Origin of the sequence: Vibrio anguillarum (genome assembly GCF_001989995.2) — a bacterium.
In the GTDB taxonomy this organism is placed as follows: domain Bacteria; phylum Pseudomonadota; class Gammaproteobacteria; order Enterobacterales; family Vibrionaceae; genus Vibrio; species Vibrio anguillarum.
Map to the genome: position 1 here is coordinate 19,960 of NZ_JAHGUP010000025.1, position 20,041 is coordinate 40,000.

At 45.4% G+C, this 20,041-nt stretch carries 25 protein-coding genes; 13 read left to right on the plus strand and 12 right to left on the minus strand.

Annotated elements, in window-relative coordinates; translation table 11 throughout:
* Entirely contained in the window at window positions 1-786 is a 786-nt protein-coding gene (gene xni / locus PL85_RS06150) for a flap endonuclease Xni (protein ID WP_026028115.1), read from the plus strand.
* 44 nt (window positions 787-830) lie between these two features.
* Here xni and rlmM read toward each other — a convergent pair whose 3' ends face one another.
* From rlmM to pomA, 6 genes are all read right to left on the minus strand, one after another.
* Window positions 831-1,922 carry a 23S rRNA (cytidine(2498)-2'-O)-methyltransferase RlmM gene (gene rlmM / locus PL85_RS06155; protein WP_017045575.1) on the minus strand — a complete coding sequence of 364 codons (1,092 nt, stop codon included), beginning with the start codon at window positions 1,920-1,922 and terminating at the stop codon, window positions 831-833.
* A complete protein-coding gene (locus tag PL85_RS06160) occupies window positions 1,919-2,317 on the minus strand; it encodes a DUF423 domain-containing protein (protein WP_013857395.1) in 399 nt (132 codons plus the stop codon). The genes rlmM and PL85_RS06160 overlap by 4 nt, the downstream gene beginning before the upstream one ends.
* Window positions 2,307-3,218 carry a transcriptional regulator GcvA gene (locus tag PL85_RS06165; protein ID WP_026027676.1) on the minus strand — a complete coding sequence of 304 codons (912 nt, stop codon included), beginning with the start codon at window positions 3,216-3,218 and terminating at the stop codon, window positions 2,307-2,309. The genes PL85_RS06160 and PL85_RS06165 overlap by 11 nt, the downstream gene beginning before the upstream one ends.
* Window positions 3,219-3,594: 376 nt before the next feature.
* The gene (thiI, locus tag PL85_RS06170) at window positions 3,595-5,043 is read right to left on the minus strand and encodes a tRNA uracil 4-sulfurtransferase ThiI (protein WP_088728694.1); all 1,449 of its coding nucleotides are present in this window, start codon (window positions 5,041-5,043) and stop codon (window positions 3,595-3,597) included.
* Between the two features lie 162 nt (window positions 5,044-5,205).
* Window positions 5,206-6,150, minus strand: a complete 945-nt coding sequence (locus PL85_RS06175) for a flagellar motor protein MotB (protein WP_017044193.1) — start codon at window positions 6,148-6,150, stop codon at window positions 5,206-5,208.
* Between the two features lie 11 nt (window positions 6,151-6,161).
* Window positions 6,162-6,926, minus strand: a complete 765-nt coding sequence (pomA, locus tag PL85_RS06180; protein ID WP_017045579.1) for a flagellar motor protein PomA — start codon at window positions 6,924-6,926, stop codon at window positions 6,162-6,164.
* Between the two features lie 353 nt (window positions 6,927-7,279).
* On the opposite strand from pomA, the gene xseB reads away from it, so the two are divergent.
* The 3 genes from xseB to dxs all read left to right on the plus strand — a co-directional run bounded on the left by xseB (window position 7,280) and on the right by dxs (window position 10,458).
* Window positions 7,280-7,522, plus strand: coding sequence for an exodeoxyribonuclease VII small subunit (xseB, locus tag PL85_RS06185; protein ID WP_010319093.1), 243 nt, complete (start codon window positions 7,280-7,282; stop codon window positions 7,520-7,522).
* Between the two features lie 148 nt (window positions 7,523-7,670).
* Window positions 7,671-8,555 (plus strand): (2E,6E)-farnesyl diphosphate synthase, encoded by an 885-nt coding sequence (gene ispA / locus PL85_RS06190; protein ID WP_088721013.1) that lies wholly within the window; start codon window positions 7,671-7,673, stop codon window positions 8,553-8,555.
* 19 nt (window positions 8,556-8,574) lie between these two features.
* The gene (gene dxs / locus PL85_RS06195; protein ID WP_017049457.1) at window positions 8,575-10,458 is read left to right on the plus strand and encodes a 1-deoxy-D-xylulose-5-phosphate synthase; all 1,884 of its coding nucleotides are present in this window, start codon (window positions 8,575-8,577) and stop codon (window positions 10,456-10,458) included.
* A 125-nt stretch (window positions 10,459-10,583) separates the two neighbouring features.
* On the opposite strand, the gene truC is transcribed toward dxs, so the two are convergent.
* Window positions 10,584-11,306 carry a tRNA pseudouridine(65) synthase TruC gene (truC, locus tag PL85_RS06200; protein ID WP_064624677.1) on the minus strand — a complete coding sequence of 241 codons (723 nt, stop codon included), beginning with the start codon at window positions 11,304-11,306 and terminating at the stop codon, window positions 10,584-10,586.
* The gene (locus PL85_RS06205; RefSeq protein ID WP_088728693.1) at window positions 11,300-11,620 is read right to left on the minus strand and encodes a YqcC family protein; all 321 of its coding nucleotides are present in this window, start codon (window positions 11,618-11,620) and stop codon (window positions 11,300-11,302) included. The genes truC and PL85_RS06205 overlap by 7 nt, the downstream gene beginning before the upstream one ends.
* 122 nt (window positions 11,621-11,742) lie before the next feature.
* Between PL85_RS06205 and PL85_RS06210 the strand changes: the two genes are divergently transcribed.
* Both PL85_RS06210 and PL85_RS06215 read left to right on the plus strand, forming a co-directional pair.
* Window positions 11,743-12,786 carry a DUF3549 family protein gene (locus PL85_RS06210; RefSeq protein ID WP_115339909.1) on the plus strand — a complete coding sequence of 348 codons (1,044 nt, stop codon included), beginning with the start codon at window positions 11,743-11,745 and terminating at the stop codon, window positions 12,784-12,786.
* An 11-nt stretch (window positions 12,787-12,797) separates the two neighbouring features.
* Window positions 12,798-13,097 carry a DUF3301 domain-containing protein gene (locus PL85_RS06215; RefSeq protein ID WP_017045584.1) on the plus strand — a complete coding sequence of 100 codons (300 nt, stop codon included), beginning with the start codon at window positions 12,798-12,800 and terminating at the stop codon, window positions 13,095-13,097.
* Here the strand turns inward: PL85_RS06215 and PL85_RS06220 are convergent.
* Window positions 13,057-13,569 (minus strand): GNAT family N-acetyltransferase, encoded by a 513-nt coding sequence (locus PL85_RS06220; RefSeq protein WP_013857407.1) that lies wholly within the window; start codon window positions 13,567-13,569, stop codon window positions 13,057-13,059. The two genes, PL85_RS06215 and PL85_RS06220, sit on opposite strands and share 41 nt — an antisense overlap.
* Before the next feature lie 868 nt (window positions 13,570-14,437).
* Here PL85_RS06220 and PL85_RS06225 point away from each other — a divergent pair.
* Window positions 14,438-14,725 (plus strand): hypothetical protein, encoded by a 288-nt coding sequence (locus PL85_RS06225; protein WP_013857408.1) that lies wholly within the window; start codon window positions 14,438-14,440, stop codon window positions 14,723-14,725.
* Window positions 14,726-14,732: 7 nt separating this feature from the next.
* Window positions 14,733-15,182 (plus strand): YaiI/YqxD family protein, encoded by a 450-nt coding sequence (locus PL85_RS06230; protein ID WP_026027673.1) that lies wholly within the window; start codon window positions 14,733-14,735, stop codon window positions 15,180-15,182.
* Window positions 15,183-15,233: 51 nt separating this feature from the next.
* Here the strand turns inward: PL85_RS06230 and ykgO are convergent, their stop codons facing one another.
* Complete coding sequence (gene ykgO / locus PL85_RS06235; RefSeq protein ID WP_010319082.1) at window positions 15,234-15,359, minus strand: type B 50S ribosomal protein L36; 126 nt, start codon at window positions 15,357-15,359, stop codon at window positions 15,234-15,236.
* Window positions 15,360-15,362: 3 nt separating this feature from the next.
* Window positions 15,363-15,617, minus strand: coding sequence for a type B 50S ribosomal protein L31 (locus PL85_RS06240; protein WP_010319081.1), 255 nt, complete (start codon window positions 15,615-15,617; stop codon window positions 15,363-15,365).
* A 122-nt stretch (window positions 15,618-15,739) separates the two neighbouring features.
* Here PL85_RS06240 and tsaA point away from each other — a divergent pair, with 122 nt between their 5' ends.
* The 5 genes from tsaA to PL85_RS06265 all read left to right on the plus strand — a co-directional run bounded on the left by tsaA (window position 15,740) and on the right by PL85_RS06265 (window position 19,527).
* The gene (gene tsaA / locus PL85_RS06245) at window positions 15,740-16,435 is read left to right on the plus strand and encodes a tRNA (N6-threonylcarbamoyladenosine(37)-N6)-methyltransferase TrmO (RefSeq protein WP_115339604.1); all 696 of its coding nucleotides are present in this window, start codon (window positions 15,740-15,742) and stop codon (window positions 16,433-16,435) included.
* An 88-nt stretch (window positions 16,436-16,523) separates the two neighbouring features.
* Entirely contained in the window at window positions 16,524-18,239 is a 1,716-nt protein-coding gene (locus PL85_RS06250; RefSeq protein WP_013857412.1) for a proline--tRNA ligase, read from the plus strand.
* 140 nt (window positions 18,240-18,379) lie between these two features.
* Window positions 18,380-19,021: a tellurite resistance TerB family protein gene (locus PL85_RS06255; protein WP_115339603.1), complete on the plus strand. Its 642-nt coding sequence runs from the start codon at window positions 18,380-18,382 to the stop codon at window positions 19,019-19,021.
* A 108-nt stretch (window positions 19,022-19,129) separates the two neighbouring features.
* Window positions 19,130-19,336, plus strand: coding sequence for a YaeP family protein (locus tag PL85_RS06260; protein WP_010319078.1), 207 nt, complete (start codon window positions 19,130-19,132; stop codon window positions 19,334-19,336).
* Complete coding sequence (locus PL85_RS06265) at window positions 19,336-19,527, plus strand: DUF4250 domain-containing protein (protein ID WP_010319077.1); 192 nt, start codon at window positions 19,336-19,338, stop codon at window positions 19,525-19,527. The genes PL85_RS06260 and PL85_RS06265 overlap by 1 nt, the downstream gene beginning before the upstream one ends.
* A 78-nt stretch (window positions 19,528-19,605) precedes the next feature.
* Here PL85_RS06265 and PL85_RS06270 read toward each other — a convergent pair whose 3' ends face one another.
* A complete protein-coding gene (locus tag PL85_RS06270) occupies window positions 19,606-19,839 on the minus strand; it encodes a DUF3622 domain-containing protein (protein WP_010319076.1) in 234 nt (77 codons plus the stop codon).
* Between the last annotated feature and the right edge of the window lie 202 nt (window positions 19,840-20,041).

Genomic DNA, 20,041 nt, shown 5'->3' on the forward strand with positions numbered 1-20,041 from the left:
ATGTCTTTACACCTTGTCATCATTGATGCTTTGAATTTGATCCGTCGGGTGCACTCCGCACAACCCGATCCTAACGATATGGCAAGAACCATAGAGACAACCTCGCGCACCTTGCACCGTATCATCAATGAAGCTCAACCGACCCACATCATCGCCGTGTTTGATCATCACTTACAAGACCGGGGCTGGAGAGCACAACTTCTACCGACTTATAAGCAGAACCGGAAGCCGATGCCAGAAGCACTGCAACTTGGCTTAGACGCCATTCAGCAAGCATGGTGGGAATTAGGGATTGATTCACTGCTCTCGGAAGGTGATGAAGCCGATGATTTGGTGGCCACCTTAGCCACGAAAGTGGCAAGCCACGGTGAAAAAGTAACGATCATTTCAACCGATAAAGGCTACTGCCAACTACTCTCCCCCACTTTACAAATTCGTGACTACTTTCAACATCGTTGGTTAGATCAACCCTTTATTGAACAGGAATTTGGCGTAAAGCCGAGCCAATTAACCGATTTTTGGGGATTAACGGGCATCAGTTCAAGCCAAGTTCCCGGCATTGCCGGCATTGGTCCCAAAGCAGCAAAAGAGATATTAACGCAATTTCCCGACATAGAAGCGGCCTACGCCAGTGCTGATTTAGCCAAGAAATACCGTAAAAAATTTGATGAGCAGATCGATATGGCGCGAGTCTGCAAACACATTGCCACACTAAAGACCGATATAGAGCTCGGTTTTAATTTGCAAGACATTCGCTTTTCAGCGCAAGTATCCCATCCAGAATAGCAAAACGCTCCTAGAAAGGAGCGTTAAATTAACCTATTGGAGCATTAGTGCGGAGAGATGTTCGACAAGCATTGGACATGCACTGTGATCTCTTCACGATCATGATACAAATGCTTTGCCTGCATGCGGAACTTTACATCATTTTTAATCAGAAAAACTTTCAGATTTTCAATATCTTGTAAAACTTCATCATAGCGCCCTTTCATTGGCAGCTTTAAGTTGAAGATGGCTTCTTTCGCCCAACCCTTGAGGATCCACTGCCCCATTAAATGCGCAACACGAGCTGGCTTTTCAATCATGTCACACACAATCCAAGTCACGTTCTTGCGTGGCGGCTCAAATTTAAAACCATCCTCGGCATGGTGTTTCACTTGTCCTGTGTCCATCAAACTTTCAGCCATTAGACCGTTGTCGATAGCATGAACAAACATCGAACGCTTCACCAGTTGGTAAGTCCAGCCCCCCGGGCATGCGCCCAAGTCTACCGCCCACATTCCCGGAGCCAAACGTTCATCCCACTCTTCACGAGGAATAAACACATGGAAAGCCTCTTCCAACTTCAGTGTGGAACGACTTGGCGCATCGGCTGGGAATTTCAAACGAGGAATACCCATGAAAAAAGGCGAGTTATTGTTGGTGTACGAATACCCAACGAAGCAGTGTCCGGGTTGAATAAAGCAGACATGTAGCACAGGTCTCTTCGCCGACTCTTTGTTAGACAAAATCCCCTTGCCACGTAAAGCTTGACGCAATGGCACGGTAAACTTACGACAAAATTTGAGCAACTCTTTCGCTTCATTGGTATCTGGCGTTTCAATGCGAATGTCACCACAACGCGGAAAACCCTCAAGTTCGGCGAGTTCAGATAAGATAGGCGAAATACGATCATCTTTAGGTAAATCGCTAAATTCCGCCGCTACCGCAAACATCTGACGAGCAAAAATAAGCGATTGGAAATCGATCTCTTTAATCAGCTTATCAGCATCACCGGCCTGATAGCACTCAAACAAAACGTAACCCGTATTGTTTTTCAAACGAGGAAAACCAAAAACCTCTAGCTTAGTCGCTTTATCTTGGATCTCTCCGGCACACTCTTTTTCAAAGCCTGCACGACAATAGAGCATTACGTGTTTCACTGGTCCACCTCTTGAATATTAAGTGCTGCATAGCCAAACACTCCCCACCCTAGCATAAAGAACACGCCACCAAATGGCGTGATCGGGCCAAACCACTTGATGCCCGTGAGTGCTAAAGCGTAAAGACTGCCGCTAAAACAAAGGACGCCGATGATAAAGCAAATTGCCGCAATGAAAAAATATTTTTGTGCTTTCGATCCCAAACGACAACGCAGCAAAATACCACACGCTAATATGGCTAAAGCGTGAATCGATTGGTACTGCACTCCCGTTTCAAACACCGAAAGCAAGTAAGGGGTTAAATACGCTTTTAGGCCGTGCGCCGCAAAAGCTCCTAGAGCGACACCAACGCCCGCCATAAAAGCCGCGATAGTGAGCAATAACTTACTCTTCATCTAGCAATACCTCTTGTTCCCTTCTGGCTTTTTTGAGCATCCAATCACGGAAAGTGGCGATGCGCCCCATATCGGCCTGCTTCTCGTGACAGACCACATAGAAAGCATTTTTAGTCATCAGCACTTCGTCAAAAGGCGCAATCAAGCGACCCGCTTCCAGCTCTGGCTGAGCTAACACGTTATTCCCCAGTGCGATACCTTGCCCATGCGCCGCCGCTTGCAGCACCATGGTCGAATGGCTAAAGATGGGGCCGTGGTTGACATTCACCCCTTCAAGATCGTTCTCTTTGGCAAACTGTTTCCAATCTTTACGTGAAGTATCGTGTAGCAGAGTATGGCGTGTTAGATCGTCCAGTGTTTCTAAAGGCTTAGGGCCTAACAGCAGTGAAGGAGAACAAAGCGGGATCAAAAACTCTTGATACAACTTATCCGCGCGTAAACCAGGCCAGTTACCTCGTCCATAATAAATCGCCACATCCACATCATCGGTTAACGACCCTTCATCCATATCAACCGCTTTGATACGCACATCAATATCCGGCTCTTGCTGGTTAAAATCGGCCAGACGCGGCACGAGCCACTGAATCGCAAAACTCGGCGGTAAACTAATGGTTAATGCCCCTTTCTCACTGCGCTCTAGTACCTTATCGGTGGCTTCAGAGAGTGCGGTGAAGATATCTTTAATGTCGAGAAAGTAACTTTGCCCTTCTTCTGTCAATAGCAGAGAACGATTACGACGGCGAAATAGCTTTAACCCTAAAAATTCCTCTAACGCTTTGATTTGATGACTGACTGCGGCTTGTGTCACAAATAGCTCTTCCGCAGCACGAGTAAAACTCAGCTGGCGAGCTGCCGCTTCAAACACTTTCAGCGAGTTTAATGGTGGCAATCTTCTGGACATAGGTACACTCAAAAATTAGATTAGTTTTTTTAATCTGAAACATTATAAATTGTCCATTGCCGAGCGGCTAGAGAAATTCTATATTTCACCCCGCAACAAGGCCTGAACGGCTTGATTCAGTTATGAATCAATTGGCTTTTGTTGCGATGTTGTGTTTGCAAACTCGTATTTCGAGTGAGGTAGAATTCTACCATCCTGTTTTGTGCAGTTATCCCCTGCACCAAAACATATACTTCCTGTATTTATTGTTTGACCTGTCTGTCAAATTCTTTAGCACCGCCCTTGGGCGGTGTTTTTTTATGTCTGTGATTAAGTCGGAGCCATAAAAAAACCGCTCACGAAAACGTGAGCGGTCGATTCTGTATCGAGATAACGATTAAGGTCGATATACCTTGATGTTGTTAAAGCCTTGCTCTTTCAAATACAGAGCTTGAAGCCGGCTCATCACACCGCGCGCACAATATAAGAGATATGTTTTCGATTGATCCAAATCACCAAACTGAGTCGATAACTTGTAGAAAGGTAAATGTTTTACTTCCACTCCTTCAATCAGCAGTGGCTTATCATCTTCTTCATCTGGGCTACGAATATCGAGCACCACCGCATCTTTTTCGATTGCGGCAACTTGTTCAACTTCAGGCGCTTGCTCTTGGCTCTCTTTCTCAATATCACGAATATCCATTTGACGAGCGTTGTAAACTACGTGCTCTAGAATTGAGAAATCAAACTTCGCTTCTTCGGCTTCTAATTTCGCTTTCACCGCTTTAACTGTTGGGCTTTTTGAAATAACCCCACAGTATTCTGGCATCGTTTTGGCGAAATCTTCTGTTCCAATCTCGCGCGCCACTTTAATAATCTCTTCTTTGTCCCAGTTGATGAGAGGACGTAAAATTAAAGTATCTGTCACACCATCAATATGACGAAGATTAGTTAGAGTTTGGCTCGAAACTTGACCCAACGCTTCTCCGGTCACTAAAGCTTCAATATTTAACTTATGAGCTATCATGCCTGCGGCGCGCATAAACATACGTTTTAGCACCACACCCATTTGGCCATCGTCTACTTTTTCTAAGATTTCAGCCACCACAGGCTCAAAATCGACCGAGATAAAACGCACTTTGGCTGAAGAACCGTATTTATTCCACAAATAATGGGCCACTTGCTTTACACCAATTTCATGCGCTGGACCGCCTAAATTGAAGAAGCAATAATGCACTTTTGAGCCACGTTTGATGTGTAAATAGCTTGATACACCCGAGTCAAAACCACCAGAAATCAAACTCAATAAATCTTCTTGAGTGCCAAGAGGGAAACCACCTAAACCTTTATAACGGGCAATCACTTGATTGAGTAATTCATCGGCTATTTCAATATTGATGGTAACGTCCGGGTTTTTAAGTTGAACTTTTGCACTCTCAACTGCTTGGTTTAAACCACCACCAACATAACGCTCAACATCGATTGAGGTAAAATCATGCTTTCCTCGACGCTTAGCACGCACGACAAAAGTTTTTCCTTCGATGTTATTACGGCTGAGTGCTAACACTTGCTCGTAAATGTCATGCATATCCTTAAACTCAGATTGCTGCACTTCGAGCACTTGCTGGATGCCAGGAGTATGAGTCAGAATTTCAAGGACTTCTTGATAGTATTGGTCACTTTGCGCAGCCACTTCAATGTGATCGCGACGGTTAAATACCGCGACTGACTCTGTTCTTCGTTTGATGATATTACGAATATTGGACTCTAAAATTTTTGTGAAGCGCTTGCGTACTGAGTCACTTTTAACAAAAATTTCCGGATGGGGCTTAACAATAAATTTCATAGTTCTATTCGCAATCTGATTGGGCAACGTGGTGAATCAATGGGCCGCATTCTGCTTGCTACTGATACACCGCTAAGGGCGCAGGATTATACACGAGGTGATAACCATAAAAAAGACGAGCCTTAGCGCTCGTCTATGTGTTTTTACATAATCCAACGTAACTTACTGAACGGATGGAACTTCATCACTGTACAGCGGTTCACCTTGCATGATACTGATTTCTACTCGGCGGTTGCGTGAACGTTCACTTTCCGTATCGTTAGAGCCGACTGGGTCGGTATCGGCCATACCACGCACCCTGAGTCGTTGATGAGAAAACCCACGAACCTTTTCCATCTCTTGCGCCACAGAAACCGCTCGTTGAGCCGAAAGATCCCAGTTTGAGCGATACAATTCAGAATCGACACTTTGATTGTCGGTATGGCCAGAAATACGCACAATGCCCGGCACATCTTTAACCAGATCGGCAATTTGACGAACCAATGGACGAAACTTAGGTTGTAGAAATGCAGAACCTTCGGGAAACGCACCTTTTTCACGAATACGGATCACCAATTGCTGACCTAAGTTTTCAACTTCAATTGCGCCTTGTTCGATTTCTCTTGCTAACGCTTTTTTGATGTCCTGTTCAACAATTTCCATCTCTTGCGACATAGATTCTGCTTGCTGTTGTTGCATTTCCGATTGAGTATTTTGATTATTCTGCGTTGAAGTTTCAGGGGATTGCCCCCCCGTCAATTGACCTTCTTCACGCTGAACACCACCCGCTCGATCTGAATCCCCTTCTTGAAACTCAAGTGTCTGCTGCGTGATATCAATGGTTTGTTGCATGATGACATCAATCGGTGTCGGTTCGGGGCGGCCTGGGCGAAACTCTTGTGCAATGATGCTTGTCCCTTTAGGAATGTCTTTCACTTCCAAACGATTTTGCACACCAAAAGCAAACTTCATCGAGCCCGCTATCTGTTTAAACTTCAGTACGTCCATCTCGGAAAAAGAGAGCAGTAGTACGAAGAAACACATCAACAGCGACATTAAATCGGCAAAGGTTCCCATCCACAACGGCAAGCCGGGAGGTGGGCATTTACAGCCTTCTTCATCATCCATTACAGGCTCCGTTATTCGCTATCAACATCTAAAACACGCTTGCCTTCATTGAGGTAGTTTTTCAGATAACTATCAATGACCCGTGGGTTTTGTCCATCCTGAATGGCCAGAACGCCATCCATGATTAAACGGCGGTTAAGCTTTTCTTGATCTCGGCGCAAAGCGAGTTTGTCTGCAATCGGGAAAAAAATCATGTTCGAGAGAACAGCGCCGTACAAGGTAGTTAATAAGGCAACGGCCATGGCAGGACCAATTGATTTAGGGTCATCCATGTTAGACAGCATGGCAACCAAGCCCACCAAAGTACCGATCATGCCCATCGCTGGCGCTACGTCACCAAAGGCACGAAATACACCAGACCCTTGAGAATGACGCTCATCGGTCAATACAATGTCTTTTTGCAACGCAGAACGCACCACGTCAGCATCATGGCCATCCACCAGCAAATCGATCCCTTTTTGCATGAAGCTATTAGTAATTTCCATCTCTTCTAACGCAAGAAAGCCGCCTTTACGTGCCGCATCCGCCATTTCCACGATTTTTGCGATCAAATCTTCAGGCTCATCAGCTTTAAACATAAAAGCCTTACCTGCGACTTTGGCTGCACCAAAAAATTGTCCCATCGTGAATTTCATCAAAACAACAAAGGTTGAGCCCCCCACTACGATCAAGATAGATGTGACGTCGAAGAACATCATTAGGCTTCCGCCTAAAATCATCGCCATGATAACGAAAGCGAGGCCTCCGATCAGGCCTATCAGCGTTGCTAAATCCACAAAGCACTCCTCATGCTGCTTACACGCGATAATGAGTTTAAACTCGTTATCGGCAATAGATTCAAATCTTTAAGTAAATTATTGGATCATACCGAAATTCTCTCTATTCAGTTTATACCTAAACTGAGCAAAGATGCACTGTTGCCAGCACACTGATATGGCCAAGATTCTGAGTCACCGTCACTATTTCAGTAAATATCGGTCTGGTTGCTAAGTATCGTATTATTATTTTTATTATTTGTGATAGTGACAGTTCCAAAAGAGGGACTTTTCAGACAAAAATCGTTGGTTAAATTTGACCATCACTACGCCCTAAGGTAACTTTCGTGCATATTTACCAAGATAAAAAGATTATGGCGAGCAAGAAACCTGAAAATATGTCCTTCGAAGCGACAATCGAAGAACTTGATAGCTTAGTGGAACAGCTAGAAAATGGCGATTTAGCCTTAGATGATGCGCTAAAAAAATTCGAGCGCGGAATATCCCTTGCTCGTGCTGGACAAAGTAAGTTAAGTGAAGCGGAACAGCGAGTCAGTATTTTGCTCAGTGCGAGCGATGACGCGCCACTCTCTGACTTTACTGAACTACCTGAGTAATAGGCACGTATTACTGATACATACTTATTACTGACTCATATTTATCGATCTCATCGCTCGCTATGTGACATGAACCTGTCAATTAAGTCACAGGGAAACGGTCGATCGTAACCTAGTAGATACCACAACTTAGTAGAAAGAGTGCCCTATGATTGAGGCTCTGAGCTCCTATCAGCAAAGAAATATTGACCAATTAAACCTTTGGTTAGGCCGTTTACCGCACCAAAAACAACCGTTGATTGACGCGATGCGCTACGGTTTGTTACTTGGCGGCAAAAGAGCTCGACCTTATTTGGTGTATATCACAGGGCAAATGCTTAGTTGTACGCCAGATGAACTCGATACCCCAGCCTGCGCAATAGAATGTATTCATGCTTATTCATTGATCCACGATGACCTTCCCGCGATGGACGACGATGAATTGCGTCGTGGTAAAGCCACTTGTCACATCGAATTTGACGAAGCCATCGCGATTTTAGCGGGCGATGCCCTGCAAACACTGGCCTTTACTATTTTGGCAGAAGGTCAACTCGCCGAACATGCGCAAGTCAACCGCATTAAGATGGTCCAAATGTTGGCTCAAGCTTCCGGTGCTCAAGGTATGTGTATAGGGCAAGCGTTGGATCTGCAAGCAGAAAATCGTCTGGTCTCAGTGCAGGAATTAGAAGAGATCCATCGCAATAAAACGGGAGCCTTGATGCGTTGTGCAATCCGTTTAGGTGCGCTTGCGGCTGGTGAAAAAGGGCTTGCGGTACTACCACAATTGGATCGCTATGCCGATGCCGTTGGTCTCGCATTCCAAGTTCAAGATGATATTTTGGATATCGTTAGCGATACCGAGACATTAGGTAAACCTCAAGGCTCGGATCAACAACTCAATAAAAGTACCTACCCAGCGCTGCTAGGGTTACAAGGTGCTATTGATAAAGCACAAAGTCTGTTACAGGAAGCTCTTCAAGCCTTGGAAGCAATACCCTACAATACAGAATCACTCGAAGAGTTCGCCCGATACGTCGTCGAGCGCAAGAACTAAACTATAAGCGCGCAAAATTATGACTCTTGATATTTCAAAATACCCAACACTGGCTTTAGCAAATACACCCGATGAACTGCGCAGTCTGCCGAAAGAGGTTCTGCCAACGTTGTGTGATGAATTAAGAAACTACCTTCTTAATTCCGTCAGTCAGTCGAGTGGCCACCTTGCGTCAGGCTTAGGCACGGTTGAATTAACGGTTGCCCTACACTACGTCTATAACACCCCTTTCGATCAGCTGATTTGGGATGTAGGCCACCAAGCTTACCCGCACAAAATATTAACTGGTCGCCGCGAGAAAATGTCGACCATTCGTCAAAAAGACGGTCTTCACCCTTTTCCTTGGCGTGAAGAAAGTGAATATGACACGCTCTCTGTTGGTCACTCGTCCACCTCAATCAGTGCCGCCTTAGGGATGGCGATCAGTGCAGGTAAAGAAGGGAAAAATCGCAAAGTGGTGGGCGTGATTGGTGATGGTGCTATCACCGCAGGCATGGCCTTTGAAGCAATGAACCATGCTGGCGACGTTCATCCGGATATGTTAGTCGTGCTCAACGACAACGAAATGTCGATCTCTGAAAACGTGGGCGCACTGAATAACCATTTAGCGCAACTGCTTTCCGGTAGCCTTTATACCTCGATCCGTGAAGGGGGCAAAAAAGTGCTCTCTGGCATACCGCCTATCAAAGAGCTGGTACGCCGCACAGAAGAGCACTTGAAAGGCATGGTCGTACCCGGCACCTTGTTTGAAGAGCTTGGATTTAACTATATCGGCCCAGTAGATGGCCATGATGTGATTGAACTTATCAAGACATTACGCAACATGCGCGAGCTCAAAGGCCCGCAGTTTTTGCACATCATGACCAAAAAAGGCAAAGGTTATGAGCCCGCCGAAAAAGATCCGATTGGTTACCATGGCGTTCCTAAATTTGACCCGAGCCACACTAGCCTGCCAAAAAGCAGCAATGCTAAACCTACTTTTTCTAAAATCTTTGGCGATTTTTTATGCGATATGGCCGCGCAAGATCCAAAATTAATGGCGATTACACCCGCGATGCGCGAAGGCTCTGGCATGGTTCGCTTTTCAAAAGAGTTCCCACAACAATATTTTGATGTGGCGATTGCTGAGCAACATGCCGTCACCCTTGCGACAGGTATGGCGATTGCGGGAGATCATCCGATAGTGGCGATCTACTCAACCTTTTTACAGCGGGGTTATGATCAACTGATCCACGATGTTGCCATCATGAATTTACCGGTTATGTTTGCCATTGACCGCGCAGGGTTAGTCGGAGCTGATGGCCAAACTCACCAAGGTGCGTTTGATTTAAGCTTCATGCGCTGCATTCCCAACATGGTGATCATGGCACCCGCCGATGAAAATGAGTGCCGACAAATGCTCTATACTGGCCATAAACACACAGGGCCAAGCGCAGTGCGTTATCCTCGTGGCAATGGCATGGGAGTCGAAATTCAAACCCAATTTAGTGCGTTAGAGATTGGCAAAGGACGCATTATGCGCCAATGTGACACGGCTATCGCGAATGAAAAAATCGCGATCCTCAACTTTGGCACTTTCCTACCAAACGCGCTTGAAGCAGCCGATAAGCTAAATGCAACAGTGGCTGACATGCGATTTGTTAAGCCCCTTGATGAAACACTCATTCGCCAACTGGCTGCGCAACATGATGTGCTAGTGACCTTGGAAGAGAATGCGATTGCAGGTGGTGCGGGTGCGGGTGTCATTGAATTGATGATGAAAGAAAAAATCCTAAAACCGGTACTCAATTTAGGTTTGCCTGATCAATTCATCGCTCAAGGCACACAAGAAGAGCTGCATGCAGAATTAGGTTTAGATGCCAAAGGCATCGAGCGTTCCATTCAAGAGTATTTAGCAAAGTAGCGAGCGTTTTATAAGCTGTCGGTTTTATGAACTGAAGGTTTTTATGAACCGAATAGCTCAATAAGCTACACCACTTTCAGTTACATCCCAATACTCAAAACCCTCGCATCGCGAGGGTTTTGTTTTTATATCGGCTGGCTCCACTCAAACTGAGTAAACAGCCGTTGCCATACCTCATCAAAACCAGCTTTAAGCACTAATGTTTGGCCAGTAAACGGATGAGTAAAACGTAATTCAGAGGCATGGAGCATCAGACGCTGCGCGTCATAATGATCGCGAAATAGGCGGTTGTGCTTTCCATCACCATGAGTGGTATCACCAATAATCGGGTGACTCAAATGGTGCATATGACGACGCAACTGATGTTTACGGCCCGTTTGCGGTTTCATTTCCACCAAACAGTAGCGGCTGGTTGGGAAACGCCCGGTTGAATACGGCACTTCTACTGTCGCTAATGGTTGATAAGCTGTGATCGCTTCTTGGGCTTCTTTATCTTGTTTGGCAAACTTATCGGCAATTTTATCTAGCTCGATTTTGAGTGGGTAATCAAGCACATCCCCTTGTTCAATCCAACCACGCACAATCGCATGGTACGTTTTTTCCATTTGATGGTTGGCAAACATCGGCATCATTTGTGCCGCCACTTCACTGGAGAGCGCAAACACAAGCACGCCAGAAGTTGGCCTATCTAATCGATGTAGGGGAAACACATGCTGGCCAATTTGATCGCGCAGCGTTTGCATCACAAATTGCGTTTCGTGTTTATCTAGCCATGATCGATGCACCAGCATTCCTGCGGGTTTATTCACGGCGACCAAATCATCGTCCTGATACAGAATCTCTAACATGGTTGGCTTACCTCATCAATCAGGCGCAGTAGCGCAATCACCTCAGCCAATTCCGCTTGATGTTGCCATGCCTCTTCAAAATAGGGAGTGAGCGAAAACCCTTGAGGAAGCTCTGCTTGCTGCTCAATTGCCAATAACATTTTGGGGATGAAAATCCACTGTAGCCACTGCTCCGGAGTGAGGGTATCGATGGAGAAAGGCTCTGTGCTCATCAATGCGCTTTCGCTTGGCGGCTGAGATTGCCAGCACTGAGAATTGCGTAACTGAGTTTCTAGTTGCTTCAACAGGTGGGTAAGTTCTGTGCTTACTGTCATTATTCACCAAGTTAATTTGCTAAGTGACCTTGAAAATGGGCTATAGAGTACCATTTATTGTTCAAAGAGAGTTATTGATCAAAAATAGTTATTCAAGAACACAAGTTAAGGCCACTTTATCCATGGATACCATTCATACGCTTAGCCAATTGCTCACCAATAGTGGTAGCCAATATCGGATCTTTGATTTAGGAAGACGCATCTGCCCGATTGAAAATACACACTTTTCTCAAGTAGAAAAAGGTCAACAACCGTATCCCTATCCATTGCAGCGTCATGCTCATCTTGCCATCGCGTATTGGAACCAAGCCCAACAACCTTGGATCTGGTTTCTTAAATTCTCTTTGGATGAACGCGGCCTACTCAAACAAGCTGAGATAGGTAACTTCATCAAGTTTGTACTTGAAGCGATGGGGTCACGTTTGCATCAAGACCTCAGCGATGAGCAGCAGCAAAAGCTTGCCAATAACCCTTATACCTTTAAACCGAGCGACGACAAAATGGCGGTATTCCACAGCCAAATACGCGCCCAGTTGAACCTACCATCAAGCCAATATTATGAGCATGCGCAACACTATTTTAGTGGGGATTTAGGCTGGGAAAACTGGCAGACGGTCGGCTTACAAGGCATTACTGATATTTGTGCTCGTTTAAGCAAAGAACAAAATGGCGTGTTATTAAGGAAAGCATTAAACCACCTCCCCGCTCAGCCTTTGTATGCCCTGCTGGGGGCGCTCGAACATAGTGCACCGTTGAATGATAAGTTGGCGCTGCGTTTGCAAGAGATGGCAATGCTGCACATCGAAAGCCACGAACCTGATCTGTTCTTACTCTCTGCCTTAATACGAGCCTTATCAGGTGCGAATAATGCACTCACCGCGACCTTGGTTGAACGTATTCTGCAAAGCCCACGCTTGAGCCATCAAGAGATATTAATTGCCATTGCAGGGCGCTCGTGGCATGTATTGTCTAACCCATTGCTTGCCGAAACGTTTTTATTACGCTTGGCGCAAACAGGCAATCAAACCCTCTTTAACCAGCTCTTTGCTGATTTAGTGATGCTGCCAGAACTGCGAATGGTACTGCTGCCACTGCTGCATTCTAGCCCTTCGTTCGAATTAGCCGATGCCTTAATTCGCTTACAGCAAGCGACCAAAACTCAATAACTGGAATGTTTATGCTAGGCGATCTATTGGCTATTTTATTACTCAGCTTGGGCTGCTTTCTTTTCTGGCAACAGCGTCGCCAAGCCGAATTGGCAAAAGCGGCGATCAGTCGAAAATGCGAACAACTCGACTTACAGCTGATCAGCGTTGCTTTTGGACGCCACAAATTCAAAACGCCAGAAGGACTCTGGCGTTGGCATACTGTTTATTGGTTTGAGTTTTCTGCACTAGGTGACGACTGCTACCAAGGTGAATTACAAATGATAGGCTTTAGGCCATCTGCTTTTCATTTGCCGCCTCATCGTATGTAAACTCAAATTCCCAATAAGGGCCAAAAACATCTTCTTTCTCACCCAACAGCTCAAAGCCGAGTTTTTTGAGTACCGCAATAGAGGCATGGTGGCCAATATTAGCAGTGGCTGTAATTTTTTGTCGTTGCAATTGGTAGGCTGCTTTAGGTAAAAAAGCCTTCAATGCCTCAGTTGCAATGCCTTTGCCCCAATACAATTTATCAAACAGAAAACCGAGTTCTGCTCGCTCTTCGTCAAGTTCAATGAACAAATGCCCCATGTATTCGCGGTTATAATTATCTAACACCGCCATTGCGTACAAATGAGGATCATGAAGCACTCGTTGAAAAAGCTGTTTTGCTGAAGCGACCGTTTTAGGGCCATTCATCTGTGCCCGATTTTTGGCGCAACAATTGAGCATCAAAAAATCAGACTCTAACGAATCGGTGTAAGGGAGAAGAAGCGTTCTTCTTGTTACGGTTGTCACGTACAATCCTTGTTAGCCGCAAAATAATACCGAAAGACTCAACTAGGCTCAGGGCAATACGCCTTAGCCCAGATAAAATCTGGTACTCTATTTTTGCAAAGAAGCCGAAAATTAAACCAACCGAACGATGAGGTAATTGATCTAGATTGTTTTTTTGTTGTTATTATTTTGCTGCACTTATCATATGAACTTTTTTTGAAGCAACAACACGCTAAAGCCAGAATGCAAGTAATAAGAAAAGCCTCAACACGCATGTGTCGAGGCTTAAAGTCTTACTCGCAGCAGTCCAGCTACTAAATTGTGTGCTCCATGCATCATCCATAATAGTGGCCAATTCTTCGGCTCATCCTGCATCGCCATCCTAGCGGTGTCCAAACTTTCCATGGTACTAACACTCCGGTCAATACTCATCACTTGTTCCTTGAGCGGTGTCCATAACATCATCCTGATGTTGTCCTGCCTTATCCACAAGGTGTCCATCGCCAATCCATGCAGCTCGCATCCTGCCAACTGTTGTATCCTTACGCTGTCCTAGCATCCTGCGTGGTTATTCTTCGTGAACAACCTTGTCTTCTTCCTGAAGAGACCAAACCTTGGTGCTTTGTAATTCCTTGTCAGAATCCTTCCGACAGGGTTCAATTTACTCGTTTGGCTTTAAGAAACAATCACCTAAAAATATCATTTTTAAAAAAACAACCTAAAGAAATAGATATATTAATTAAAAACAAATAGTTATAAAAAAATCACCACCAAACACTGCGTTAAACACTGTGATTTCTTACAAACAATGTGCGAGATCTCTTACAACACTTCGCCACTTTTGCTCTTGGTAAATAAAAGGTAAGATCACAGCAACTCACAAAAAGGACAACCTATGCTCACAAAAGATGTCACTCAAGAACTAGAAAGCATCTTGACTCTCTTACAACAACAGGGAAAGGAACCGAGTGTGGCCTTAGTAAAGTCACGTCTTAGCACCTCAGTGCCAATGCCAGCCTTGATTGCAACCATCAAAAGTTGGAAAAATGCACACCGAGTTCCCAAAGTAGAAGTGAGCGTTAGTACGGAAAATAGCGCGAACAAGGTAGCCGAACTTGAAACGCAACTAGCCGCTTTGTCAGCCCGAGTAGCAGCCCTAGAGGCACAACTAACCGAGAAGTAATTGAATGATGAAAATTTGGGTGGACGCCGATGCATGTCCGAAAGTAATTCGTGAAACCATTGTCCGCGCAGCCGAAAGGACGGGCGTTGAATGTACTTTTGTGGCCAATCATGTCGTTCCGATTCCGCAACGATCCAACATTCGTTCACTGCAAGTCCCCAGTGGTTTTGATGTTGCCGATAACGAAATCGTCAAACGGGTAGAAGTGGGCGATTTGGTAATTACTTCCGATATTCCGCTGGCCGATGAAGTGATAACCAAAGGTGGCTTGGCGCTCAATTCTCGTGGTGAGCTGTATACCAAAGAGACCATCAAGGCACGCCTCAATATTCGAGATTTTATGGACACAATGCGATCAAGCGGTATCCAAACTGGCGGACCAAGTGCGCTTTCTCAAACAGAACGGCGCGAATTTGCCAACCATTTGGATCGCATTTTGGCTAAAGCGAACAAATAACCACGTTTTGACGGTTGGACAATCACTAGCCTGTCCAACCGTTTCTCTTCATTAGCGCTGAACCGCCTTAAATCTTGGATTGGTTTTACAAATTACATATAAACGACCGCGTCTTTTGACGATTTGACAATCTGGATGACGTGATTTTGCGCTTTTTAATGAACTTAATACTTTCATAGTTTACTCCTTACCAAACTGAGCAAAGCGACGATTGAAATTCGCCACTCGTCCTTCTTTTTGAACAACTCGCTGCTTACCGGTGTAATACGGATGCGATTCAGACGACACATCTAAGGTGAAATAAGGATAGGTGTTGCCATCTTCCCACTCGATCGTCCGATCAGTTTTTAGCGTTGAACCCACAATAAAATACTTATCCACACTGGTGTCGTGGAAAACCACTTTTTGGTATGGCGGATGAATTCCGTCTTTCATCAATTTCCCCCTTACTTAAACTGTTATGTTATAACATGCCAATTAATAATCATTACCAAGAAGAAAAGCAAGCTTAAATATGATATTTTTCTCAACCAACGTGAAAAAAGACGGATACGGATATGCACACCATTGCTCCGATTGGCACTATTGAAACGCCTTATAAAGAAAAATTTGCCGTTCCTCGCCAACCTCGCTTAGTGGCGAGCGCAAGCGCGAGAGTCAAGCTCATCGGTCACGCTAATTGCTTAGAGTCGGTGCGAGGTATCGAACAATTTAGCCATGTCTGGTTGCTTTTTCTGTTTGACCAAAACCTCGATGCTGGTTGGAAACCGACCGTGCGCCCACCGCGCTTAGGCGGAAATGAGCGGATCGGCGTATTTGCTTCACGGGCTACGTTTCGACCTAACGGCATCGGTATGTCTGCCGTTGAATTGAAAGGCGTCACTCAGCAAGGTGATCAGGTTTATTTGGAACTAGGCAGCGTAGATTTAGTCGATAACACACCGATCATTGACATCAAACCCTATATTCCCTATTCCGATTCGATAGCCACAGCCAGCGGTGGCTATGCCGAGAGCGAGCCCGACAAGATCGCAGTGACCTTTAGCCAAGCAGCGTTAACGGCACTGAATGCGCGGGCAGATCAAGACATGGTTAAAGCCGTCATTGAGCAAGTGCTGGCTCAAGACCCTCGCCCAGCCTATAAAAAACACAAAATCGATCATAAAGAATATGCGGTAAATCTGTTCGATCTGAACGTAAAATTCACTATCGCAAACAACTTAGTCTCAGTAACCGCAATAGAACGCTTTTGACAAAGCCGATTGGCTGATATTATTAGCGGCTTAATTCTAGCCTCTCATTGGAGAGCGCTTTTAACTATCATGAAACGGATACCATAGAATGCGTACCAGTAAATATCTTCTTTCTACTTTGAAGGAGACTCCAAACGACGCAGAAGTCGTGAGCCATCAGCTCATGTTACGTGCAGGTATGATCCGTAAGCTGGCTTCAGGTCTTTATACCTGGCTGCCTACTGGTCTACGTGTGCTGCGTAAAGTCGAAAACATCGTTCGTCAAGAGATCGACAATGCCGGTGCAATCGAAACCTTGATGCCCGTTGTGCAACCGTTTGAACTGTGGGAAGAGACAGGCCGCTCTGAGAAAATGGGCCCTGAGCTACTTCGCTTTACTGACCGCCATACTCGTCCGTTTGTGCTTAGTCCAACAGCAGAAGAAGTGATCACCAGCTTGGTACGCAACGAAGTCAGCTCTTACAAGCAATTGCCGCTGAACCTGTACCAGATTCAAACCAAATTCCGTGATGAGAGACGTCCTCGTTTTGGTGTGATGCGTGCTCGTGAATTCTGCATGATGGATGCCTATAGCTTTGATATTGATAAAGCAGGCTTAGAGAAATCTTACCAAGCGATGCACGAAGCTTACTGTAAAGCCTTCGATCGCATGGGGCTTGATTACCGCCCAGTATTAGCCGACACCGGCGCTATCGGTGGTAACGGCTCTCATGAGTTCCATGTATTGGCTGAAAGTGGTGAAGACATCATCGCCTTCTCAACTGAATCGGATTACGCCGCCAACATCGAAAAAGCGGAAGCCATTGCGCCAGTCGTTGAGCGCGCCGCGCCAACTCAAGAGATGACGCAGGTTGATACGCCAAACGCCAAAACCATCGCTGAATTGGTTGAGCAGCATGGCCTACCGATTGAGAAAACCGTTAAAACACTGTTTGTAAAAGCATCTGATGAGATCGATGCCTCTATCGTGGCACTGATTATCCGTGGTGATCATGAACTCAATGAAATCAAAGCCGAGAAACTCGCTGAAGTTGCCGCTCCGCTAGAAATGGCTAGCGAAGAAGAGATTCGCGCACTGATTGGCGCAGGCCCAGGCTCTCTTGGCCCTGTTGGTCTTGAATTGCCGTTTATCGTTGATCACAGCGTAGCCGTCATGAGCGATTTTGGCGCAGGAGCCAACATCGATGGCAAACACTACTTTGGCATCAACTGGGGCCGTGACGTTGAGCTAGCGAAAGTGGAAGACCTCCGTAACGTCGTTGAAGGCGACCCAAGCCCATGTGGCAAAGGGACACTAATGCTCAAACGCGGTATCGAAGTGGGTCATATTTTCCAATTGGGTACCAACTACTCTGAGAAAATGAACTGTGGCGTTCTTGATTCTAATGGTAAAAACACCATTTTAGAGATGGGTTGTTACGGCATTGGTGTATCACGCGTTGTGGCATCAGCCATTGAGCAAAACAACGATAAATACGGCATCATCTGGCCTGACGCGATCGCGCCTTTCCAAGTGGCGATTGTCCCCATGAACATGCACAAATCAGAGCGCGTCCAACAAGCTGCTGAAAAGCTGTATGCGGAACTGACCGCAGCTGGTATTGAAGTGCTATTTGATGATCGTAAAGAGCGCCCGGGCGTAATGTTCTCAGATATGGAACTGATCGGTGTGCCACATACCATCATTATTGGCGATCGCAGTATGGATGAGGGCAACTTCGAATATAAACATCGCCGCAGTGGTGAGAAGTCGGCCGTCGCTATGAATGAAATAGTCTCCTTTATTAATGCTCAAATCGCCTAATAAAGTATACTCTTGAAAAGGTTGCCTAAATGGCAACCTTTTTTATTTTGTCACCAGCCACAAAAGCTTTTTCAAGCATATTAATCTTCGATTCATCTACGGTGATCTATTCTTTAATCCATTATTAATGGAGGTGACCTATGGATCTAAAAAGTTTACTTAACCAAGCATTGAATTCAGACATCGTAAAACAAGGTTCAAGCCAACTCGGCGCTATCACACAAGATTCAAGTAAACTCAAAACCTTAGGAGCAGGTGCACTCGGTGGTGGCCTAATCGGTTTATTGATGGGCTCGAAGAAAGCAAAAAAAATAGGCACTAAAGTGATAGGGATTGGTGGAGCAGCGGCGCTCGGCGCACTAGCCTATAAAGCGTATAATGACTGGCAAGCAAAACAAACGACCACTCAACCGCAGTCTAGCTTTGACCCTAATGATGCTAGCCACGGCACGCTGATCCTAAAAGCGATGATTGCCGCCGCAAAAGCTGATGGCCATGTGGATGAACAAGAAATGGCGAAAATTGAGCAAGCCATCTCTGAAATGGGCGCAGATAACCAATTGCAGCAGCTGGTAAAAAATGAGCTGCATAAACCGCTCGATCCCGCGGCTATTGCACAGTTAGCCACAACGCCCGCACAAGCGAGTGAGCTTTATCTGGCCTCTTTACTTATCGCCGATGAACAAAATTTCATGGAAAAAGCGTATCTGAACGAGCTAGCTAAGCAACTACAGCTAGCCGACGATCTGGTCATGGCGCTAGAGCAGCAAGTGAACGCTTAAAGTTTCATCACATGCAATCAGAGCTTGCGCAAACGCAAGTTCTGATTTTGTCTTTGCCAAGCGTAATGTGTATATTGAGAGCCATTATCATTAGTTAGGATTTAATCTATGCAAGTTTACGGTTGTTGTGAATTAGTGCGCGAGCTTTATGCGCAGATAGGCAGTGGTGATCAAGCTTATATTCCTCAAGCAATCTCCTGCGCCATCAAAACCTTGAATGATGTCGCAGCAGACGAATCGCTGCCAAAAGCGGTTCGAGAGCAAGCAGCCTTTGCGGCAGCTAACTTGCTGATTTCTGATTTCGAGGATAAGTGATGAATTTAGCCAATTTTGCCTCGATGGATCCAATCATGCTGATGAGCATCATCAATATGAAGCTACGTGATGATTTTAATGGCGATCTTGATAAGCTGGCGGATGACTTTGATATCGATCGGGCGGCATTAGAGGCTCGCTTAGCCAGTGCTGGTTTTGAGTTTTTACCGCAAATCGGTCAATTTCGTTAAGGCATAAAAAACCCGCTAATTTAAAGCGGGTTTTCGTTCAAATAACCGTTCTTAAAGCGCAGCACTCAGATTTTTGTACTAAGCTTTTTTCTCTTTTCTTGCCAGAGCCTTACGCTCATTGCGTTTCGCTTGGTTCTCAATAAAGCCACTGAGCTCTTTTTCCGCCCAAGCTTGTGCTTGTGCTTCGCTTTCAAAACCCATTTCGCGCTTTGAAACAACACTTCTGCGAGAGGTCACTTGACGTACGATTTCCGCCGCCCAACCATTGCGCTTTTCAGTCACTTTGATGGTGAATTTTTTACTTTCTGACATTTTCGTTTTCCTAAGGGAATAATAAGGGATTACTCATCAACGTTTGTCGCGCGCCATTATATTATATGGCGGCGGATGTTGAACACCATCCCTTGGTAAGCGCGGCATTAGAGCACAAATCACAATTTTTTTCTGCATTTTTTACAAAAAATTCATCCTCAAAGTAAACAAAAAAGCCGCTGAGTTGCAGCGGCTGGAATAA